This is a genomic window from Corynebacterium kozikiae (assembly GCF_024580965.1).
Classification (GTDB): domain Bacteria; phylum Actinomycetota; class Actinomycetes; order Mycobacteriales; family Mycobacteriaceae; genus Corynebacterium; species Corynebacterium kozikiae.
Genome location: NZ_JANIKJ010000001.1, coordinates 351,389 through 370,835, shown reverse-complemented (window position 1 = coordinate 370,835; position 19,447 = coordinate 351,389). Strand labels below are relative to the sequence as shown.

General features: G+C 60.1%; 14 protein-coding genes. 10 read left to right on the top strand and 4 right to left on the bottom strand.

From position 1 onward, the window contains the following. Positions 1–210 precede the first annotated feature (210 nt). Together NQ018_RS01650 and NQ018_RS01645 are read right to left on the bottom strand one after the other, a co-directional pair. Positions 211–1,944 (bottom strand): DEAD/DEAH box helicase, encoded by a 1,734-nt coding sequence (locus NQ018_RS01650; RefSeq protein WP_257057806.1) that lies wholly within the window; start codon positions 1,942–1,944, stop codon positions 211–213. Further along, on the bottom strand, positions 1,941–2,180 hold the full coding sequence (locus tag NQ018_RS01645; RefSeq protein ID WP_257038894.1) for a DUF3039 domain-containing protein: 240 nt from the start codon (positions 2,178–2,180) through the stop codon (positions 1,941–1,943). Before NQ018_RS01645 ends, NQ018_RS01650 begins: the two co-directional genes overlap by 4 nt. A 59-nt stretch (positions 2,181–2,239) precedes the next feature. Here NQ018_RS01645 and NQ018_RS01640 point away from each other — a divergent pair, with 59 nt between their 5' ends. The 6 genes from NQ018_RS01640 to galE all read left to right on the top strand — a co-directional run bounded on the left by NQ018_RS01640 (position 2,240) and on the right by galE (position 7,949). Beyond that, on the top strand, positions 2,240–2,755 hold the full coding sequence (locus tag NQ018_RS01640) for a DUF3099 domain-containing protein (RefSeq protein WP_257057803.1): 516 nt from the start codon (positions 2,240–2,242) through the stop codon (positions 2,753–2,755). Positions 2,756–2,808: 53 nt separating this feature from the next. Continuing rightward, positions 2,809–4,359: a DUF7782 domain-containing protein gene (locus NQ018_RS01635; RefSeq protein ID WP_257057801.1), complete on the top strand. Its 1,551-nt coding sequence runs from the start codon at positions 2,809–2,811 to the stop codon at positions 4,357–4,359. 13 nt (positions 4,360–4,372) lie between these two features. Beyond that, positions 4,373–4,807: a D-aminoacyl-tRNA deacylase gene (gene dtd / locus NQ018_RS01630; RefSeq protein WP_257057799.1), complete on the top strand. Its 435-nt coding sequence runs from the start codon at positions 4,373–4,375 to the stop codon at positions 4,805–4,807. Between the two features lie 248 nt (positions 4,808–5,055). After that, positions 5,056–6,045, top strand: a complete 990-nt coding sequence (locus NQ018_RS01625; protein WP_306428371.1) for a sigma-70 family RNA polymerase sigma factor — start codon at positions 5,056–5,058, stop codon at positions 6,043–6,045. A 236-nt stretch (positions 6,046–6,281) separates the two neighbouring features. Further along, the gene (locus tag NQ018_RS01620) at positions 6,282–6,959 is read left to right on the top strand and encodes a metal-dependent transcriptional regulator (protein ID WP_257037176.1); all 678 of its coding nucleotides are present in this window, start codon (positions 6,282–6,284) and stop codon (positions 6,957–6,959) included. 3 nt (positions 6,960–6,962) lie between these two features. Next, positions 6,963–7,949 carry a UDP-glucose 4-epimerase GalE gene (gene galE / locus NQ018_RS01615; protein WP_257057796.1) on the top strand — a complete coding sequence of 329 codons (987 nt, stop codon included), beginning with the start codon at positions 6,963–6,965 and terminating at the stop codon, positions 7,947–7,949. Between the two features lie 71 nt (positions 7,950–8,020). On the opposite strand, the gene NQ018_RS01610 is transcribed toward galE, so the two are convergent. Further along, positions 8,021–9,178, bottom strand: a complete 1,158-nt coding sequence (locus tag NQ018_RS01610) for a DUF4192 domain-containing protein (protein ID WP_257057793.1) — start codon at positions 9,176–9,178, stop codon at positions 8,021–8,023. Positions 9,179–9,552: 374 nt separating this feature from the next. On the opposite strand from NQ018_RS01610, the gene NQ018_RS01605 reads away from it, so the two are divergent. The 3 genes from NQ018_RS01605 (at position 9,553) to NQ018_RS01595 (ending at position 14,136) form a co-directional block, all read left to right on the top strand. Beyond that, complete coding sequence (locus tag NQ018_RS01605; RefSeq protein WP_257057790.1) at positions 9,553–10,515, top strand: PAC2 family protein; 963 nt, start codon at positions 9,553–9,555, stop codon at positions 10,513–10,515. Positions 10,516–10,548: 33 nt separating this feature from the next. Next, positions 10,549–13,086: a DEAD/DEAH box helicase gene (locus tag NQ018_RS01600; protein ID WP_257057787.1), complete on the top strand. Its 2,538-nt coding sequence runs from the start codon at positions 10,549–10,551 to the stop codon at positions 13,084–13,086. Between the two features lie 81 nt (positions 13,087–13,167). Then, complete coding sequence (locus NQ018_RS01595; RefSeq protein WP_257057785.1) at positions 13,168–14,136, top strand: LysR substrate-binding domain-containing protein; 969 nt, start codon at positions 13,168–13,170, stop codon at positions 14,134–14,136. A gap of 47 nt (positions 14,137–14,183) precedes the next feature. Here NQ018_RS01595 and NQ018_RS01590 read toward each other — a convergent pair whose 3' ends face one another. Next, positions 14,184–15,170 (bottom strand): hypothetical protein, encoded by a 987-nt coding sequence (locus tag NQ018_RS01590; protein ID WP_257057783.1) that lies wholly within the window; start codon positions 15,168–15,170, stop codon positions 14,184–14,186. Between the two features lie 188 nt (positions 15,171–15,358). On the opposite strand from NQ018_RS01590, the gene hrpA reads away from it, so the two are divergent. After that, entirely contained in the window at positions 15,359–19,426 is a 4,068-nt protein-coding gene (gene hrpA, locus NQ018_RS01585; protein ID WP_257057781.1) for an ATP-dependent RNA helicase HrpA, read from the top strand. Positions 19,427–19,447: the final 21 nt, after the last annotated feature.

Here is a 19,447-nt window from a genome sequence, read left to right as displayed (position 1 = left end):
CGTCCCTGTCGTACACATGACCCGGGGGTGTTGCCACCGAAGGCAGTGACATACCCTTAACTGCTAATAGGAGCCTGTACCACAGGACCCTTAAGTGCTGGCGCGAGGACTCAAAGTAATGTGGATGCCAGTCAAGGTATGTCCGATGAAATCCCAGCGACGAAAGGGCCTGCCACCGGATCGCCACCGCCAGCCAACGCCTGACCCAGTTTACCACTGCCGCAGGTAGTCAATCCTCGCCTGAAGCTGCTCCGCGGAACACAGCGCGGTTGCCGGACCCCCGCATGCCTGGCGCACCTCGGTGTGGATTGCACCGTGGGGGCGCCCCGTGCGGCTAGCGGCGTGGGCTACCAGGTTGTTGAGTTCCTTGCGCAGCCGTGGGATGACCTGGCTGGCCACCTCCTCAGCACGTGCCTGCTCGTTCGGCGCTGCGGACGCGGCGGCACCCGATGCCGAATTAGGTTGTGCGCCAGGTTGCTGTGCAGCTGGTCTTTTCGCGCTCTGGCTTTCGATTTGCTCCGCCTGGCGTTTTTGCAGCAGCGCCCGCATCTGCTCCGCGTCCAAGAGCCCGGGTAGGCCTAGGTAGTCCGCTTCCTCCGCGGAACCGGCGATGGCGCCGGTTCCATAGGAGGAGCCGTCGTAGATCAGGGCATCCAGCTCCGCCACCGCACCGAGTGACTCAAACTTCTTCAATTCATCGGGCTCTGAGAGTTTCCTGTTCGCTTGGGCAAGCAGGTCATCATCAAAGCCTTCTTTTTCCCGGTGCGGCTTGCCCAGCACATGGTCACGCGATTGCTCAAGTTTGGCGGCCAATTCCAGCAACACCGGCACGGATGGTAGGAACACGGAGGCGGATTCGCCCTGGGCGCGCAGGCGCACAAATCGGCCGATCGCCTGAGCGAAAAACAGCGGGGTGGAAGAGCTGGTGGCATACACGCCCACGGCAAGACGGGGCACGTCCACGCCTTCGGACACCATACGCACCGCAACCATCCACTCATCCGCACTAGCGTTGAACTCTTCGATTCGTTCGGAGGCCCCGGCTTCATCAGAAAGCACCACCGCAACCGGGGTGCTGGACATGGTGGCCAGGATCTTTGCGTAGGCGCGCGCGGTTGTCTTGTCCGTGGCAATCACCAGGCCACCGGCATCAGGAATGTGTTGGCGCAGTTGCGTCAAGCGGGTGTGCGCCGCCTGCAATACGGCTGGGATCCACTCACCCTTGGGGTCAAGGGCCGTCTTCCACGCCTTGGCGGTTTGTTCCGCGTTCAGTGGCTCGCCGAGCCTCGCCTCAAATTCCTCCCCAGCGCTGGTGCGCCAGCGGGCTTCACCGGAGTAGGCCAAAAAAACCACGGGGCGCACAACGCCATCGGCAAGCGCATCGGAATAGCCATAGGTGTGGTCCGATTGGCTGACCAGGTGCCCCTCACCGTCTTCTTCGTAGCGGACAAAGGGGATGGCGGCATCGTCGGAGCGAAATGGTGTACCCGTCAGCGCGAGGCGGCGCTCGGCATCCGCGTAGGCCTCACGAATGCCGTCACCCCAGCTCTTGGCGTCGCCGCCGTGGTGGATCTCATCGAGGATCACCAGGGTGCGCCTGGCGGTGGCCACGGCGTAGTGCTTGTAGGGGTGCATGGCAACCTGGGCATACGTCACCACCACACCTTGGTACTGGGGATTGATCGCATCGGTGTTTTTGAACTTCGGGTCCAGTGCGATCCCCACCCGTGCCGCGGCAAGCGCCCACTGCACTTTTAGGTGCTCCGTAGGAACCACCACGATCACTCGGTCCACCGTGCGGTTTCCCAAAAGCTCCGTGGCAATGCGCAGCGCAAAGGTAGTTTTTCCAGCGCCAGGGGTTGCCACGGCCAGGAAGTCTTTTGGCTTTTCGGTGAGGTACTTCTCCAATGCTGCTTGCTGCCAAGCGCGAAGGTTGGAACTCACTTTTTCCGCAGACCTCGGTACACGCGTTCGCAGTCAGGGCACACGGGGCTGCCCGGCTTGGCTTGTTTGGTCACTGGGAACGTTTCCCCACACAACGCCACCACCATGCGGCCGGATACGGCAGATTCCACGATCTGATCCTTCTTCACATAGTGGAAAAACTTTGGGGTGTCATCATCCGTCCCGTGGTCTTCCCGGATTTCGGGACGCTCAATCGTTTTGGTGCTCGTACTCACCCCACCCATATTGCACCACTTGGAGCGTTCACGCACACTCAAGGGCTAGGCTATGAACCATGTCCGTTTCAGGCCCCGATGAGGTGTGGCACGATGACCCCGCGCAAGCCGAGCAGCACCGCACGGTCAGCCCTGCTCGTCGCCTCTGGCGCAGGCTTCGGGGTCACAGGGCGGCTTTGGTCACGGACGCCAGGCGCTCCGCCCAGGAAAACTTGCGTCACCGGGAACGGGCCTACGCTTGGCTGCAGGGCCTGCGTATTCCTTTTCTCCTCGCCGCCGGAGCCACGTATGTGTGGTTGGAAAATTGGTGGCTGTCCTCCCTGCTGTTTGTCATCTCGGTGCCCCTGCCGTGGATCGCCGTGGTGGTGGCCAATGGTGTGGGCGAGCCCCGCGATTCCCGCGCGCCCAAAGTGTATAAACCCGCGGTGGCACGCTTCGAGATCGAGCAACGCTCCACACCCGCGCTGCCCCAAAGCCCGTCCGATTCCCGCGATGCTGAGATCATGATTTATGACGACGCCAGCGCCACAGCCCCCACGCAGCAAGCGCGGCGCAGCACCCCTCCCTCAGCCTGAGTGCAGGACCTATTGCGACCAAAAATTTTTAAAAGGAAACGAGGAACACCCCTGTGACTGCACACCTTCACCTCGCGGCAGCACCGCTCGCTGAGTTCTTCCGCTCGGTGGGCTACACCCCCTCCGGGCTGGAATCCTTGTTGGGCGCCGCAGCCCTCGCGGCACTCCACCGCGGGGACCCTGCCTCGGTGAGCTTCGCCCTGCGTGAGAATCACACCCCGCAGGCGCAGGCAGTCCGCGTGTTTGCTTTACACCAGGGAGTCACTCCGGAGGAGCTTGTAGCGCTAGTGGGCGCAACGTTGGCAGCCACGCTCCAGGAGACGGGTGTACTCGCAGCAGCTACGAACGCGGGCGCTTCAGCGGAATTGCTCTACGCGCAGTTTGATATCCGCCCTCATAAGATTGCGGGTAAAGACCATTGGGTGTTTTCAGACCGCGACGCCTCCATCATTTACCAGCACGTTCCCAGTAGTGACCATGTGCTCGGCGTGGGCGCAGCAAGCCTTTCGTTGTTGTCCGTCACCCCCACTTCCCCGGTTTCGAGCGTGCTGGATCTAGGCACCGGCTCGGGCGTACAGGTGTTGGGCCAGCTCGGATGCGCCGAACAGATCGTGGCCACAGACGTCCACCCGCGCGCGCTCGATCTTGCCCGTGCCACCTTGGCCGCGTCGGCAAGCGGCACTGACATCACCTTGGCCGAGGGAAGCTGGTTTGAGCCTGTGGCGGGGCGGCGCTTCGGACGCATCATCGCGAACCCGCCGTTTGTGGTGGGCCTTGGGCAGGTGGATCATGTGTACCGTGATTCTGGGCTGGATTTGGACGGCGCCACAGCCCTGGTGACCAGCCAAAGCCCGGAGCACCTGGAGCTTGGTGCAACAGCATTTCTGCTGGGCAGTTGGGTGCACACCGCGAGCGAGCGGGCCCAGGCGCGCATCGCTTCCTGGCTGCCCTCCCACGGCGTGCGGGCCTGGGTGCTGCAGAGGGATATTGCTGACCCGGCACTGTATGTGCACACGTGGCTGCGCGATGAAAGCATCGACCCTCGCTCCCCCGAAGGCCAACTCCGCGCAACCGCCTGGCTGGAGCATTTTGCCCGGCGTGAGGTGGAGAGCATCGGTTTTGGGTTCATCTTCCTGCACAAAGTGGACGAGGACACCCCGAGCGAGCTGGTGTTTGAGGAGTTCAACCAGCAATTTTCAGGCAGCCTGGGCCAAGAGGTGGAGGAATACTTCACCCGAGCACAGTGGCTCAGCGAGCAAACCCCCGAGGATCTTTTGGCTGCGCGTTATCAGGTGCGCCCGGGCCTCGCGCTGGAGGAAGTGAGTGTGCCTGACGACGCAGCCGGCCAGGGCTTCCGCAATGTGGTGCGGCGCCTCACCCGCACCGAGGGGCCGCGGTGGACGCATGAGATTGATGAAGCCGTGCAGACTATTGTGCAGGGCCTGCACCCGCAGGGGCTAGGCTTGGAGGAAATTGGGGCGTTATATGCGCTGAGCCAGGGTCTCAACGAGGAAGAATCAGACGGGCTTGTGAGCGAGCTGCCGCGGCTGATTGCTGATTTGGTGCGGCATGGCCTGGTGATCCCTGCCGAGCTGTTGAAATAGGTGGTGATTCTCAATGAAAGCAGTGCTTACTCGGGTCAGTGAGGCCAGCGTTACCGTGGACGGTGAAGTGGTGGGAGCCATTTCCGCCCCAGAGACTGGTGGGGTGCTCGCGCTGGTTGGTGTGGGCAGCGAGGATGCGCCCGATGCTTGGGAAACCATGGTGCGCAAAATAGCGGAATTGCGAATCCTCGAAGGTGAGCGCAGCGTGGAAGATGCCGGTGCGCCCGTTTTGTTGGTCAGCCAATTCACGCTGATGGGGGCGACCAAGAAAGGCCGGCGCCCGTCTTGGTCCGCTGCGGCGAAGTCTGAGGTGGCTGAACCCGTGATGGACCGCATTGCGCAGGGATTGCGCGAACGCGGGATTCCGGTGGAGACGGGGCGATTTGGGGCGATGATGCGAGTCTCCAGCGTCAATGAAGGACCCTTTACTTTGTTGGTGGAGTGCTAGCGCCGCGAACGTGTGCGCCCCCATGTGGGGGCGGTGTGTGACGTCGGTAGGCAGCTCTTTTGCAGCAAATTTTGTGCCGGGCGGACGCCTCGGGAACTTATTTCAAGGCAAGTCCGTTGGGCTGTGTAGAACCGCGGTAAGGGCGCTGTGCACACCACGCATGGGCAGCCTGTTTTGCACTGTCATTCGGTGCGCTGCTGTGAACGCAGGAGGACAACCGCGCAACAACGGCTTTGAAGGAGGCGAGGATGACCAACCCATCCATGCAGGAGATTGAATCCGAAGAGGTTGACCGCGGAAGCCGCCGCGGCCATAGCAATGACAACCCCTCCGCAGACCTGGTCCGCGTGTACCTCAACGGTATTGGTAAGACCGCGTTGCTGACGGCCGAGGACGAAGTTGAGCTCGCCAAGACCATCGAGGTTGGCCTGTATGCAGAACACCTCCTGGAAAACTCAGATCAGCCGCTGACCCGCGCGATGAAGCGTGACCTCAAGGTGCTTGTCAAGGATGGCCGAAAGGCCCGCTCCCACCTCCTTGAGGCGAACCTGCGCCTGGTAGTTTCACTGGCGAAGCGCTACACAGGCCGCGGCATGCCCCTGTTGGACCTCATTCAGGAAGGCAACCTAGGGTTGATCCGCGCCATGGAGAAGTTCGACTACTCCAAGGGCTTCAAGTTCTCCACCTATGCAACCTGGTGGATCCGCCAAGCCATTACCCGCGGTATGGCAGACCAATCCCGCACCATCCGCCTCCCAGTGCATCTGGTGGAGCAGGTCAACAAACTTTCGCGCATCAAGCGCGAGATGTATCAGCAGCTCGGCCGCGAAGCTACCAATGAGGAACTCGCCGAGGAGTCGGGGATTGAGGAAGACAAGATTGACATGCTGCTGCGGCAGTCCCGTGACCCAGTGAGCTTGGACATGCCCGTGGGTGCCGATGAGGAAGCCCCACTGGGTGACTTCATCGAGGATTCCGAGGCAACCGACGCAGAATCCGCAGTAGTAGCCTCCCTGCGCCACTCCGACATCCGCGACGTCCTGGACACCCTTGAGCAGCGTGAACAAGATGTGATCCGTATGCGTTATGGTCTGGACGACGGCGTCCCTCGCACCCTGGACCAGATCGGCCGCGAGTTCGGGCTCTCCAGGGAACGGGTACGCCAAATTGAACGTGAAGTGATGAGCAAGCTGCGTGACGGCTCACGAGCAGACAAGCTGCGCGCCTACGCTGTGTAGGCCAAGTCGGTTCGGAACGAGGTGGCTGGCTCTTGCAGTCGGATCTTTCCTCCACCTCTACCTCCGCCCAAGCTCCCGCCCCCGCCCAAGCTCCTGCCCCCACAACTTACTCACCCTGGCGAAAAACCCGTTACACTGTGTGAAGCGTTACAACTCCGTGCCCTACTTTTAACTCTTAAGATAAGTGGCACATCGCGGCAAAAGCGTTCCTGTGGATGTAAAGGAAGAACTGCACAATGAAGGATTTGGTAGATACAACAGAAATGTATCTGCGCACCATTTATGAGCTTGAAGAAGAAGGTATCACTCCCCTTCGTGCTCGTATTGCGGAGCGCTTGGAGCAGTCTGGTCCAACCGTGAGCCAGACCGTTGCCCGTATGGAACGCGACGGACTCGTGGTGGTTGCCAATGACCGCAGCCTCCAGATGACTACTGAAGGCCGCGCTCTAGCCACCGCGGTGATGCGCAAGCACAGGCTCGCGGAACGCCTCCTCACCGATATCATCAAGCTGGACATCAACAAAGTCCACGAGGAAGCCTGCCGCTGGGAACATGTGATGAGCGAAGAGGTGGAGCGCCGTCTCGTAGAGGTGCTGGACACCATCGACCGCTCCCCCTTTGGCAACCCAATCCCAGGACTCGATGAACTCGGCGCCAATGTGGCTACCGCTGATGTGGGTGTACGCACCATTGACGCGGCATCATTGAGCCCCCGCAAAGTTCGCGTGGTGCAGTTCAACGAAATCCTCCAGGTGGATGAAGACCAGTTCACACGCCTACAAGACGCCGGGATCACCTTGGGCTCTGAAGTGGAACTTGAGCTGCGTGAAGGCCGCGTGATCCTGCGCAAGGGTGACGTGGAAGTAGAGCTTATCGACGACCTCGCTCATGCCGTGCGCGTGGAGGATGTATAACCCATGAATCTGCTGGTCACAGGCGGCGCGGGGTATGTAGGCAGTGTGTGCACCGCGGTGCTCATTGAGCGCGGGCATTCTGTCACTGTTGTAGACACCCTTGCCACCGGCAACCGTGAAGCCGTCCACCCAGACGCCACCTTCATCCAAGGTGACATCGCCGATGTTGCCCACAGCGTGCTTTCGGAACACCACTTTGACGGCGTGCTCCACTTTGCCGCCCGCTCGCTTGTGGGTGAATCTGTGGAAAACCCAGCCGAATATTGGCAGCACAATGTTGTGACCACGCTTCGCCTCCTCGAAGCGATGCGCCAGACCAACACCAACAACCTGGTGTTCTCTTCCACCGCTGCGACCTACGGCGAACCGGCGCAGGTGCCGATTACCGAGGACTTCCCTACCGCCCCAACGAATCCCTACGGCGCAACCAAGCTGGCCATCGACGCGATGATCACCTCCTACGCACACGCCTACGGTCTGGGTGCCACCAGCCTGCGCTACTTCAACGTGGCCGGTGCATACGGTGGCTTCGGGGAAAACCGAGAGGTGGAAACCCACCTCATCCCCATCGTGCTGCAAGTGGCCTTAGGGCACCGGGAGTCCATCAAGATTTTCGGCGACGACTGGCCCACCCCAGACGGCACCTGTATCCGCGACTACATCCACATTTTCGACCTCGCCCAGGCGCACCTCCTCGCGCTGGAGTCCAACACGGCAGGCGCCCATCGCATTTACAACCTTGGTTCGGGTGAAGGTTTCTCAGTCCGTGAGGTCATCGACGCCTGCAGGCAGATCACCGGCCACCCGATCCCAGCCGTGGTGGAAAGCCGCCGCGCCGGTGACCCAGCGGTACTCATCGCTTCCTCCCAAAAGGCAAAAGAGGAACTTGGCTGGCAACCCGAACGCACTGAGCTCAACCAAATCATGGCAGACGCCTGGGAGTTCACCTCCGCACTGGGGGATCGGGCGCACAGCGCACCCAAACACTAGGGCTCCCAAACACTAGTGTCCCCAAACAACTGAGCCCTGAGAAATAGGGTCTTGGAAATTAGGGCTGGAAATTAGGGCTGGAACCCCACCTGCTCATCGAATTCTTCCAGAGTGACGTGCGCCCCCTCGCTCATCGCATTCAGCAATTCAGCGATCACTCCATAGCGGTAGCCCTGGTGAATCAGATTGCACAGGTAGTGGCGTGGATCTTGCTCAAAGGCGGCTTGCAACGCCATATTGGTGTAAGCCGTTGCCCCTTGGGCGAGTGAACTCAGCGCGCACAATGCCAACGCGTTTGTTTTCACTTCCCCTCCAACAGAGCTCGCCACTGCCACCATGATGTTTTTCAAGGCCACAGCGTGATCCGGGATGAGCACACACAGGGCATCACGCAGCTTCACATTCGCGCACATCGAACCAAAGGCGATCAGCACTTCCGAGTGTTGTTGGAGCTGTTCAATGCTGTGATGGTTCACCTGCTCGCAATATTGCTCCAAGATGTCCAGGTGGCGGCGCACCGCACTCCTAGGAATCCTTCGTGCATTGATGAGCTGTGAACTCAGCGTGTGGATGGCGGCGTCGAGGTCATCTTCATCGGATTCTGTAATAAACGGGTTGGATTGGGTGAAGTACCTCCAGGCCTCCTCCCGATTCAATGCCGGCAGTTCCCCTCCTCGGAGCAAGCGCTTGGTGGCAGGAGCATTGGCTATATTTCCCACTTTGGGCGTGCGCCAGGAACGGTGCGGGGCGTCGTGGCTGAACAACAGGTGCATAGGTTGCCCGGTGAGCAATTCTGGGACGTGGTAGCAGGCGATGGCGTCGATCTGCCCCGCTTCGTGGGCATCGTGGAGTTGCTCCACAAGAATGCTCATGGCTACGTGATTGTGCTCGGTGATGAGGAAAGCCACCACCTTCGGATGAGACAGCGATTGGATAAATTCAAGGACTTCATCGATGTTGTTTCTCTGGTCAAAACCCAGGCGCAGTACAGGGCCGAGGCTCGTGCCCAAACAACGCTGCGGCCCCACCGCGTCCGCCGCGCTGCCAGGGTGTTCGGGCTGGTGTTGCAGCTCTGGGTCTGGATGTGGGTCCGGTTCCCGCTCCCGCTCCGGTAGTGGGTGTGTTTCCACGGTGACGAGCACCAAGGACTCCTTTGGGTAGTACCCCAGGATTCCTGGGACGTTTGCAATGAGATCTGCTGGATGAAAATTGATTGTGACTTGTTGCATGGGCTCACTTTCACAAACCCCGCACAACACCCGCTAGGGTCCGTGAGCGGAAAGGGCCTAATCTGTGGAAAACGTGGCCCAGGAGCCACCGCTTGTGGAAAACTCAACGGCCCTCGGGAACCAAAACCGTAAGATGTCCAACCACGTGAGCGTCGTTTCTGCCCCACCTCACGCGCAGTGCACCGGGCAGTGTGGAACAAATGTGTACCCACAGGCGTTGTGCCGGTAGTAACCCGCAATGAACTGAATCGTGCTGCCGTGTGTCCGCGAAGGTGGACCATTGTCGGCGAGGCATGGATTAGCATGGATTGCCAGAAACGTTATTGGTGCGCCCGACGGCGCGCTGATGGCTAGACACACCCCGGGAGGAAGTTATGCCAGAAGATTTTGGCCGGATGTATGAGCTACAGTTCCCCGCACCCGAGGTGAACAATGCCGATTCCCAAGGCCCAACGCTGATTGTGGCGCTACAGGGGTACGCAGACGCAGGCCATGCCGTTGAGCACAGTGCCGATCACCTGTTGGCCGCCTTGGATCACCGCCCGGTGGCCTCCTTCAACAGTGACGAGTTGATTGACTATCGCTCGCGGCGCCCGGCGGTCACCATTGATCACAACGCGGTTGTAGAAATTGAAGATCTGCATATCGGCATGGACGTGGTGCGCGATAGCACCGGGAAATCCTTCCTGCTGCTCAGCGGCCCCGAGCCCGACTTGCGCTGGGAGGGATTCACCCAGGCGGTAGCGAACTTGGTGGAGCGATTCGGCGTGAGCCAGACCATTTGCCTCTACGCCGCCCCCATGGCCGTTCCGCACACTCGCCCCATGGTGATTTCCGCGCATGGCAACTCCCCGGAGCTCGTGAGCAGCCAGTTCAACCTGGACACCCGCATCACCGTTCCCGGCGCTGCCGCCCTGCACCTGGAGCGCCTCCTGCACCAGCAGGGCCGCAAAGTCGCGGGCTTCACGGCGCATGTGCCGCACTACCTGGCCGCGTCGGTATACCCGCAGGCAGTCCTCGGGCTGCTTGAGGCCGCCGCCAGCGCTGCAGACCTTTCCTTGCCGCTGCGCACACTCGAGGAAGACGCCGCAAAGGTAGCGATGCAGATCGAGGAACAGGTGGACGGCACCCCCGAGATCGAGCAGGTGGTGCACATGTTGGAGCGCCAGTACGACGAAGAGTTGGAACGATACCGCGAACGCAAACCCCACGCGGTTATGCCTGGGGAAAGCGCAGTGCCGAGCGGCGAGGAACTCGGCGAGGAGTTCGAACGCTTCCTCGCGGGGCTTGACGACGAGCCCGGCACCGAAGGCACTGACGCTCCCCCGGCCCCTTAAGGCACACACCCCTTCTCCACTAAGGTAGAAGGGGTGAATTTGTCTCGGATGCTGCCAGATCTTGAAGAGGTCCCCGAAAACCTGCTTGATGAGTCCATCTTTGACTCCTTCCTCCGGTGGACCTCGGACCGCGGGATCAGCCTGTACCCCGCGCAAGAGGAAGCGGCGCTGGGCATCCTCGCTGGAGACAACGTCATTCTGGCCACCCCCACTGGCTCCGGAAAGTCCATGGTGGCAATCGCCGCCCACTTCATCGCTATGGCTCGCGGGCAGCGCAGCTTCTACACCGCGCCCATCAAGGCCCTGGTGAGTGAGAAGTTCTTTGCCCTCTGCGAGATCTTCGGGCCAGAAAACGTGGGTATGATGACCGGCGACGCCACCGTCAACGGCCAAGCCCCTATCATCTGCGCAACAGCCGAGATCGTTGCCAACATTGCTTTACGCGACGGCGCCCAGGCCAACATCGGCCAAGTGGTGATGGACGAGTTCCACTACTACTCCGAACCCCGCCGCGGCTGGGCGTGGCAAGTACCACTCCTGGAGCTACCGCACGCCCAATTCCTCCTCATGTCCGCCACCTTGGGCTCCACCGACTTCCTCAGCGAAGACCTCAGCAAGCGCACCGGCCGCACCACCAACCTCGTGGCCGGTGCGTCCCGCCCGGTGCCGCTGGAGTTTGAGTACGTGTACACCCCCGTCCACGAAACCATCGAGGAGCTGCTGAGCAAAGGCAAAGCCCCGGTGTACGTGGTGCACTTCACCCAGCGCCAAGCTGTGGAGCGCGCGCAGTCCCTGACCAGCATCAGCATCATCACACCGGAGGAGAAGGAGCAGATCGCGGCGGAAATCGGGGCGTTTCGCTTTACCACCACCTTCGGCCAAACCCTCTCCAAGCTGCTCAGGCGCGGCATCGGTATTCACCACGCAGGCATGCTGCCGAAGTACCGCCGCCTCGTGGAAAAACTCTCGCAGACCGGCCTGCTCAAGGTCATATGCGGCACCGATACCCTTGGAGTGGGCATCAACGTGCCCATCCGCACCGTGTTGTTCACCGGCCTGGCCAAATTCGACGGCACCAAACAGCGCATCCTCGCCTCCCGGGAGTTCCACCAGATTGCAGGACGCGCCGGGCGCGCTGGCTACGACACCGTAGGCTACGTGGTGGTGGAGGCCCCTGAGCACGAGATTGAGAACTGGCGCCTGCGCCAGCGAGCCGGCCAGGACCCCAAGAAGCTCAAGAAGATGCGGATGAAATCCGCTCGCGATGGTGAAGTCACCTGGGGCGAACGCACTTTTGAACGCCTCATGAATGCGCAGCCAGAGCAGCTCACCAGCCAGTTCATGGTGTCCAACTCCATGGTGCTCAATGTGATTGCCCGCCCCGGCGACGCCTACCAGCACCTGAAAAAACTCATCCGCGGTAACCACGACAACTGGGACAAACAAAACAGAGACATCCTCACCACGATTGAACTCGTGCGCGGCCTGGTCACCGCGGGGATTGTTGTCCGTTTGGATCAAATTGACGCCACGGGACGTCGATACGCTCTCACGGAAGAACTGGAGCGTGACTTCGCGCTGAACCAGCCGCTCTCCCCCTTTGCTCTGGCGAGCCTGGAGCTGCTGGACCGGGAGGCGGATGACTTTGAGCTCAACGTGATCAGCGCTTTCGAGGCCATTTTGGATGACCCCCGCCAGGTGTTGCTCGCGCAGCAGAAGGCCGCGCGTGACGAGCAGATCGCGGCGATGAAGGAAGAGGGCCTGGATTACACGGAGCGGATGCGGCTGCTTGACGACGTCACGTGGCCGCAACCCCAAGCCGAACTCCTTGAGCAAGCGTATGCTACATACGCCGCCGGGCACCCTTGGGCGCGGGAATTCCAGATCAGTCCGAAGTCCATCATCCGTGACATGGTGGAACAGGGCATGACTTTCAGTGATTTCATTGCCACCTACGGGCTCGCGCGCTCGGAGGGCGTGGTGCTGCACTACCTCACGGATGCATGGCGCACCCTCAAGAACTCGATTCCCGAGGAGTACCGAACCCAGCAGCTTGAGGACATCGTGGAATGGCTCGGTGAGCTGATTCGTCAGGTGGATTCCTCGCTGATTGATGAATGGGCGCAGATGGCGGACCCAGACGCCCCGATCTCGCAGGATGCCTTGGCCACGGAGCTGGCGTTCGGCGTGGAGGACCCCAACGCGCTGACCGCAAACAAGCGCGCCTTCCAAGTGATGGTGCGCAACCTCATGTTCCGACTGGTGAGCCTGTTCGCATTGGAAAAGGAAGACGAGCTTGCGGAAATGCTGGACTACCTGGAGGAAGTGCCAGACTTCGGTGCCGCCATGGACGCCTACTTTGAGGACTACGCGGACCTGGATACCTCCGCCGCTGCCCGCGGCCCGGAGTACTTCCGCGTGGAAAAAGGCCCCGAGAAGTGGCGGGTGCGTCAGGTCATCAAGGATCCCGAGGATGACCGGGCATTTGCGTTTGTGGCCGAGGTGGACCTTGCCGCCTCTGACGCTGCAGGTGAAGTGCGGCTCTCTCAGCTTGAGATCGACCAACACTAGTGCGGTGTTGTGCGGTGTTGTGCGGTGTGCACGATAGGCTCAATCAGTTGAACCTATTAACACTGCTCTATACTCATAGGCATGAGCAATAAAGAGTACCGCCCGACTCTCGCCCAGCTTCGCACGTTCGTCACCATCGCGGAAAACCGCCACTTTGGCACCGCCGCCACCAAGCTCAACATTTCCCAGCCCTCGCTTTCCCAAGCGTTGGTTTCCTTGGAAAACGGCCTGGGGGTGCAGCTCATTGAGCGCTCCACGCGGCGGGTGATCGTCACACCGATCGGCGAATCCCTCCTGCCCTTCGCCAAAGCCACCCTGGATGCAGCCGAGGCTTTTATCGCTCATGCCCAAGGCAACAGTGGCGTGTTGTCTGGCAACCTCGCGGTGGGAATCATCCCCACCATCGCGCCGTACATTCTGCCCGAGCTGTACAAGGAACTCGCTGCCAGTTACCCCGACCTCGAACTGCAAATCGTGGAAGATCAAACGCAGCACCTGCTCAGCCAGCTCAAAGACGGCCACATCGATTGCGCCCTCTTGGCCTTGCCGGTGGAAAGCACCGGGATTGTGGAAATCCCCCTCTACGCCGAACACTTCAAGATCGTCGTATCGGAGTCCAATGCGCTCGCCGGCAGGGAGGACGTAAAGCTCTCCTCGCTCGCGGACCTCAACCTGCTCCTCCTTGACGACGGCCACTGCCTGCGCGACCAAGTCGTGGACCTCTGCCGCAAGGCAGACGTCAACCCCTTGGCGCAGCGCAGCGCCGAAACCAAGGCCGCAAGTCTCACCACCGTGATGCAACTCGTCAGTGCGGGCATTGGCTCCACATTGATCCCCGAAAGCGCCGTGAGCATTGAAACCAACCGTGAGGGTGTGGCAACCGCAAGTTTTGCCCAAGACGTGACCGCCAGCCGCCAAGTGGGGCTGGTGTACCGTGCGTCCTCCACCAGGGAAGACACCTACCTGAAACTTGGTTCAGTAATCTCCGAGGCTTTCTACCGCACGATTGGCGTGGAAGGTACCGATGGCAGGGATGGCACCGAGAAATAGCACAAAAGCCCAGACCGTAGATGTCTGGGCTGTGTGTTGTCCGGAGTTTAGCGCAGGTCGCGCGGGAACTCACCGCCGGAGATTTGGCGGTAGAAGTGCGCGGTAGCGTTCAGGCTAACGCCAATTGCCACCACGATTCCCAAGCCACAAGTGGCCAGGACAAGCAGCATGACAACCAACGAGGTCATCACATAGAAACCTACGGTCTTCAGGTAATTGGCTTTCACCGCCTGGAAGGAAGCGGAAACAGAGGCTAGGGCGCCGCTGCGACCGTCGGCCGCGAAATATGGCGCAAAATTCACCAGGGGCACTACCAAAAGGCTCACCACCAATTGCGCCAGCATGCCAAGGGAATACATGCCCCAATTAATTTCGCCCGTGGAGGTATCGATCGCCAGCATGAGCGGCAATGCAGCCACCACGGTAACAACGCCGGCAATAAGAGAGCACAGTAAATAGCTCAAAAACGTGGCGCCATAATGCGGGCCGGGCACTGCCTCGCCCACTGCGAACTTCTTGCCGTCTGCCTGGAGCAACGTAAGCCGCATGATCATTGGGTAAATCAGCAAAGCCAGGATGATAAACACCCAGGTAGATGGGCTCGTATAAGGGTTCACCTCAAAGTTTTGTGGGTCTTCCACCGCCAGCGGCGCGTTGGCGATGTAGTACGCGAAGTAGCCACCGAGTGCCACCAGCGCAAGCAGACCGAGGCCAAGCCACAAAGGCCAACGCTTAAAGGTGATACGGAAACCGTATTTGATTGCCTCAAAGAGATCTACCGTTTGGCCGGGACCGGCCACCATGAGGTCGCCTAGATCTTCATGGCGGCGATCCCCGCCGTGGTACTCCCCAAACTGGCCAGCACCGTAACTGCCGGCGCCGTAGCCACCGGCATGTGCTGCACCAAATCCGGCGGTACCAAAATCTGGGCGGTCTTCTGGATGATTGGACGCTGGATATTGCGAATCACCGGAAAATTCACCGTCAAATGGGTCCTGGGAAGGCCCATTTTCATCATTGGGACTGTTGGTCATGAAAACTCCTTCGGGTTTGAGCACATTTTCGGCACTACGCGATCATGAAAACGTAAAGCCGAGAAAATCAACTCGAATTAGTGAAAAGGATGAATTGAGACAAAACCCAATACTAGTGAAGTTCACTGGCGAAGGCAGGCAAGCAAAAAGCAAGCAGCCCCAAACGCAAGATAGACTGGGCAATTGCTATGACCGATGCCAAAAAGGAACCCCACAGCGCTGAGCAACTCCCGCGCCGCCGCTCTCAGCGAACTCAGCACCCCCAACGCCGCCGTCGGAAGCCGCATGCAGCCGCTCAGGCGCCGGTAGGGACACGAGCCCAGGCACCGCTAGGGGGGGCGCTCAAGGCAACACAGAAGGAACTGCTATCCCACATTGAGCAAGACGCGCCGAACTTGCGCACGGTAGATGTTCGCGCGCTGCGCAGACGAGCCCGGAATGCGCGCAGCAACAAGGCATTCCAGGCGATCCACGCCGACTTGCAGCAGGCCGTATCGCACCACGCCGAGTTCGTAGCGAGTCTTCCCGAGGTGAGCTATCCGGAGTCATTGCCGGTCAGCGCACGTAAAGATGACATCGCCGAGGCAATCCGGGACCATCAAGTGGTCATCATTGCTGGTGAAACCGGTTCCGGTAAAACCACGCAGATTCCCAAGATCTGCCTTGAGCTCGGCCGCGGGCGCAAAGGCCTGATTGGGCATACGCAGCCGCGCCGTCTCGCTGCGCGCACAGTTGCAGAACGCATTGCATTTGAGCTGGAACAACCGATCGGCCAGACCGTTGGCTATGCGATCCGTTTTGATGACCAAGTGGGCCCCAACACGGCGATCAAGCTCATGACTGACGGCATCCTGCTGGCGGAGATGCAGCGCGACCGCTTCCTTAACGCCTACGACACCATCATCATCGATGAAGCCCACGAACGCTCCCTCAACATCGACTTCCTCTTGGGCTACCTCAAGCAGCTTCTGCCGAAACGCCCGGATCTCAAAGTGGTGATCACCTCCGCAACGATCGACCCTGAACGATTCGCAGAGCATTTCGCGCAGCCCGACGGCACCCCGGCCCCCATCATCGAAGTGTCCGGCCGAACCTATCCAGTGGAGGTACGCTACCGGCCGCTGGAGGTTGAAGTAGGCGAAAAGACGGTGGACATCGATCCACTCGACGGCCTGATTGGTGCTTTGGAAGAGCTCATGAGTGAGGGGCCGGGAGATATTCTGTGCTTTTTCGCAGGCGAAGCTGACATCCGCGACGCCATGGAAGTGATCCAGGCGCGGCGCTACAAGAATGTGGAGGTCACTCCCCTCTTTGGCCGGTTGTCCAACCAGGAACAGCACAAGGTGTTCAGCCCCCATTCGGGGCGCCGCATCGTGCTGGCCACCAACATCGCGGAAACTTCACTCACGGTTCCCGGAATCCACTATGTGGTGGACACCGGCACTGCCCGCATTTCCCGCTACTCCACGCGCACCAAAGTGCAGCGCCTTCCGGTTGAACCCATCTCCCAGGCCAGCGCCAATCAGCGTTCGGGCCGTTGCGGGCGCGTTGCCGACGGCATCGCCATCCGTTTGTACTCGGAGGAGGATTTCTCCTCCCGCCCAGAGTTCACGGACCCGGAGATCCTGCGCACCAACCTGGCGAGCGTCATCCTACAAATGGCCAGCCTGCGGCTGGGCGACATCGAGGCATTTCCATTTCTGCAGGCCCCGGACACTAAGGCCATTCGGGACGGCCTATTGCTGCTCCATGAGCTAGGCGCTTTGGACAGCACGGCTGGCAAAGACGGCGAACCACGGCTCACCAAAGTGGGCCGCGACATCGCGCGCGTTCCCCTTGATCCCCGGCTTGCACGCATGCTCCTGGAGGCCAACACCCATGGGGTGTTGGGTGCGGTGTATGTGATTGTTGCCGCGCTGAGCATCCAGGATGTGCGCGAACGCCCGCTCGAAATGCAGGCCCAAGCAGATCAGGCACATGCGCGTTTCAAAGACCCCAACAGTGACTTCTTGAGCCTGCTGAAGTTGTGGGAACACATCGTTGAAGAGCGCGGTGCCCTCAGCGGCAACGCCTTCAAACGCTCGGTGCAAAAACAATTCCTGCACTACATGCGCATCCGGGAGTGGTTCGACCTCGTGCGTCAGTTGCGCAATATCGGTGACCAGTTGGGGTGGGCTGACCCAATGCACGGCCTGTTTGAGTCGCTTGGTGACGTTGAATCGCAGGCGGACCTCATCCACCGCGCGCTACTTTCGGGTCTGCTTTCCCAAATTGGCATCCGTGACGCGCAAACAAAGGAGTTCCAGGGCACACGGAATACCCGTTTCATGATTTTCCCCGGCTCAGCGCTTGCCAAAAAGCCACCGCAGTTTCTGATGGCGGCCCAGTTGGTGGAAACCTCCAGATTGTGGGCCCGCGACGTGGCAAGTATTGATCCTCGCTGGGTAGAGCAACTGGGCAAAGACCTCCTCAAGCACCAATACTCAGAGCCCTTCTGGTCCACCAAACGCGGCAGCGCCATGGCTCACCAACGCTCAACACTGTACGGCGTACCGGTTGTTGCGGACCGGGTGGTTGGGTATCACACCATTGATCCTCAGGCAGCGCGTGACATGTTCCTCCGCGAGGCTCTCATTGACGGCAATTGGAACACTCACCACGAATTTTTCCATAACAACACCGCCAAATTGGAGCTCGCGGGTGAGCTTGAGGAGAAGGCCCGTAGGCGTGACATTGTGGTGGATGAGCAGGCACTGTTCGACTTCTACGATGCTCGCATCCCGCAAGAGGTTTTCAACGCCAACACCTTCCACTCTTGGTGGAAAAAGCAGCAGGGCATCACCCCGAATCTACTGGACTTTGACCCCGCGGAGCTGCTCACCGAGCACGCCGAGGACGTCCACGAAGATGCATTCCCAGATTCCTGGACGCAAAACGGTGTGGATTTTGAACTCACCTACAAGTTTGAACCGGGCACCGTGGACGACGGCGTCACAGTGCGCATTCCGGTTCCCCTGTTGGGGAGCGTTCGCCCCGAGGGTTTTGAGTGGAATGTCCCTGGCCTGCGCGAAGAGTTAGTGGCAGCGCTCATCAAGACATTGCCCAAGCACCTCCGCAGGCAGGTGGTGCCCGCACCCGACTACGCCAAAAAGGTTGCAGCCAATCTGCGTTTCGGCTCCGGCGACCTGCTGGTTCAGGTGGCCAACGAGCTGGTCCACTTGGGCGGCAGTGGTATCACTGAGGATGATTTCTCCTTGGCCCAGGTCCCAGACCACCTTAAGGTGAGTTTCGGCGCTGTGGATAAGCGCGGCGACGTCATTGACCGCGACAAAGACCTCCTCTCCCTCCAGCAGCGCTTCAAAGGGAAAATCTCCACGTCTATGGCGAAGGTTGGCCCGAAGCAGCAGCGCGCCACGGAGTGGACCTCGGAGACGCTCGGCACTATCGCTGAGGAGGTGATCACTAAGGTCGATGGGCAAAATGTGATTGCGTACCCTACACTCGCGGTGGGCAAGACTGGGGTGGCAGTGGAGGTAGTGTCCACGAAGGCACAGGCCGAGGCTCAGCTTTTTACCGCGACGATGACGTTGATGTTGCGGGAAGTAAAGCTCAACGCACAGAAAATGCTGAATGGCCTACCGCTGCAGCAGCGGGTTGCGCTGGAGCACTTTCCGAACGGAGGGGCGCAGGGTTTCATTGCCGACGCCACCGCCGCAGCCGTGCGCGACATCCTTCGCGATAACGGTGGCCCTTCCCGGGATCCCGCACGGTTTAGAGAGCTGTTGTCCCTGGTGAAAGAGCAGGCGCCTGGTGTGGTTCGTCGGACAACCGTGGATCTCGCGCCGTCAGTGTTGGCGTTTCACCAATTGAATGACGAGTTGCAGCTGTGGTCCGGTCCCGCAATTGATGATATGCGGGCCCAGGTTGCCGGCTGGCTCCCCCAGCACGCGATTACCAGGCTCGGCGTTGCGCGTTTGCGGCATATTCCTCGTTTTGCCCAGGCAATCCGCTTGAGGTTGGAGGATTTGCAGCGGCTTCCGGATCGAGACGCGCGCTATCAGCAGCAGATCCAGGTTTTGCAGCAGCGATTGGCCCAGAAGGTCCAGGCTTCCAAGCGTGGAGTGAACCAGAGCCAGGTGTTGGATATTCAGTGGATGATCGAAGAGCTGCGGGTGAGCTTGTTTGCACAACGTTTGGGTACCGCGCAAAAGGTTTCCGAGCGCAAAATTGAGAAAGCGATTGATCAGTTGAAGTAGCCGAGGCTACGCGTGTCTTTG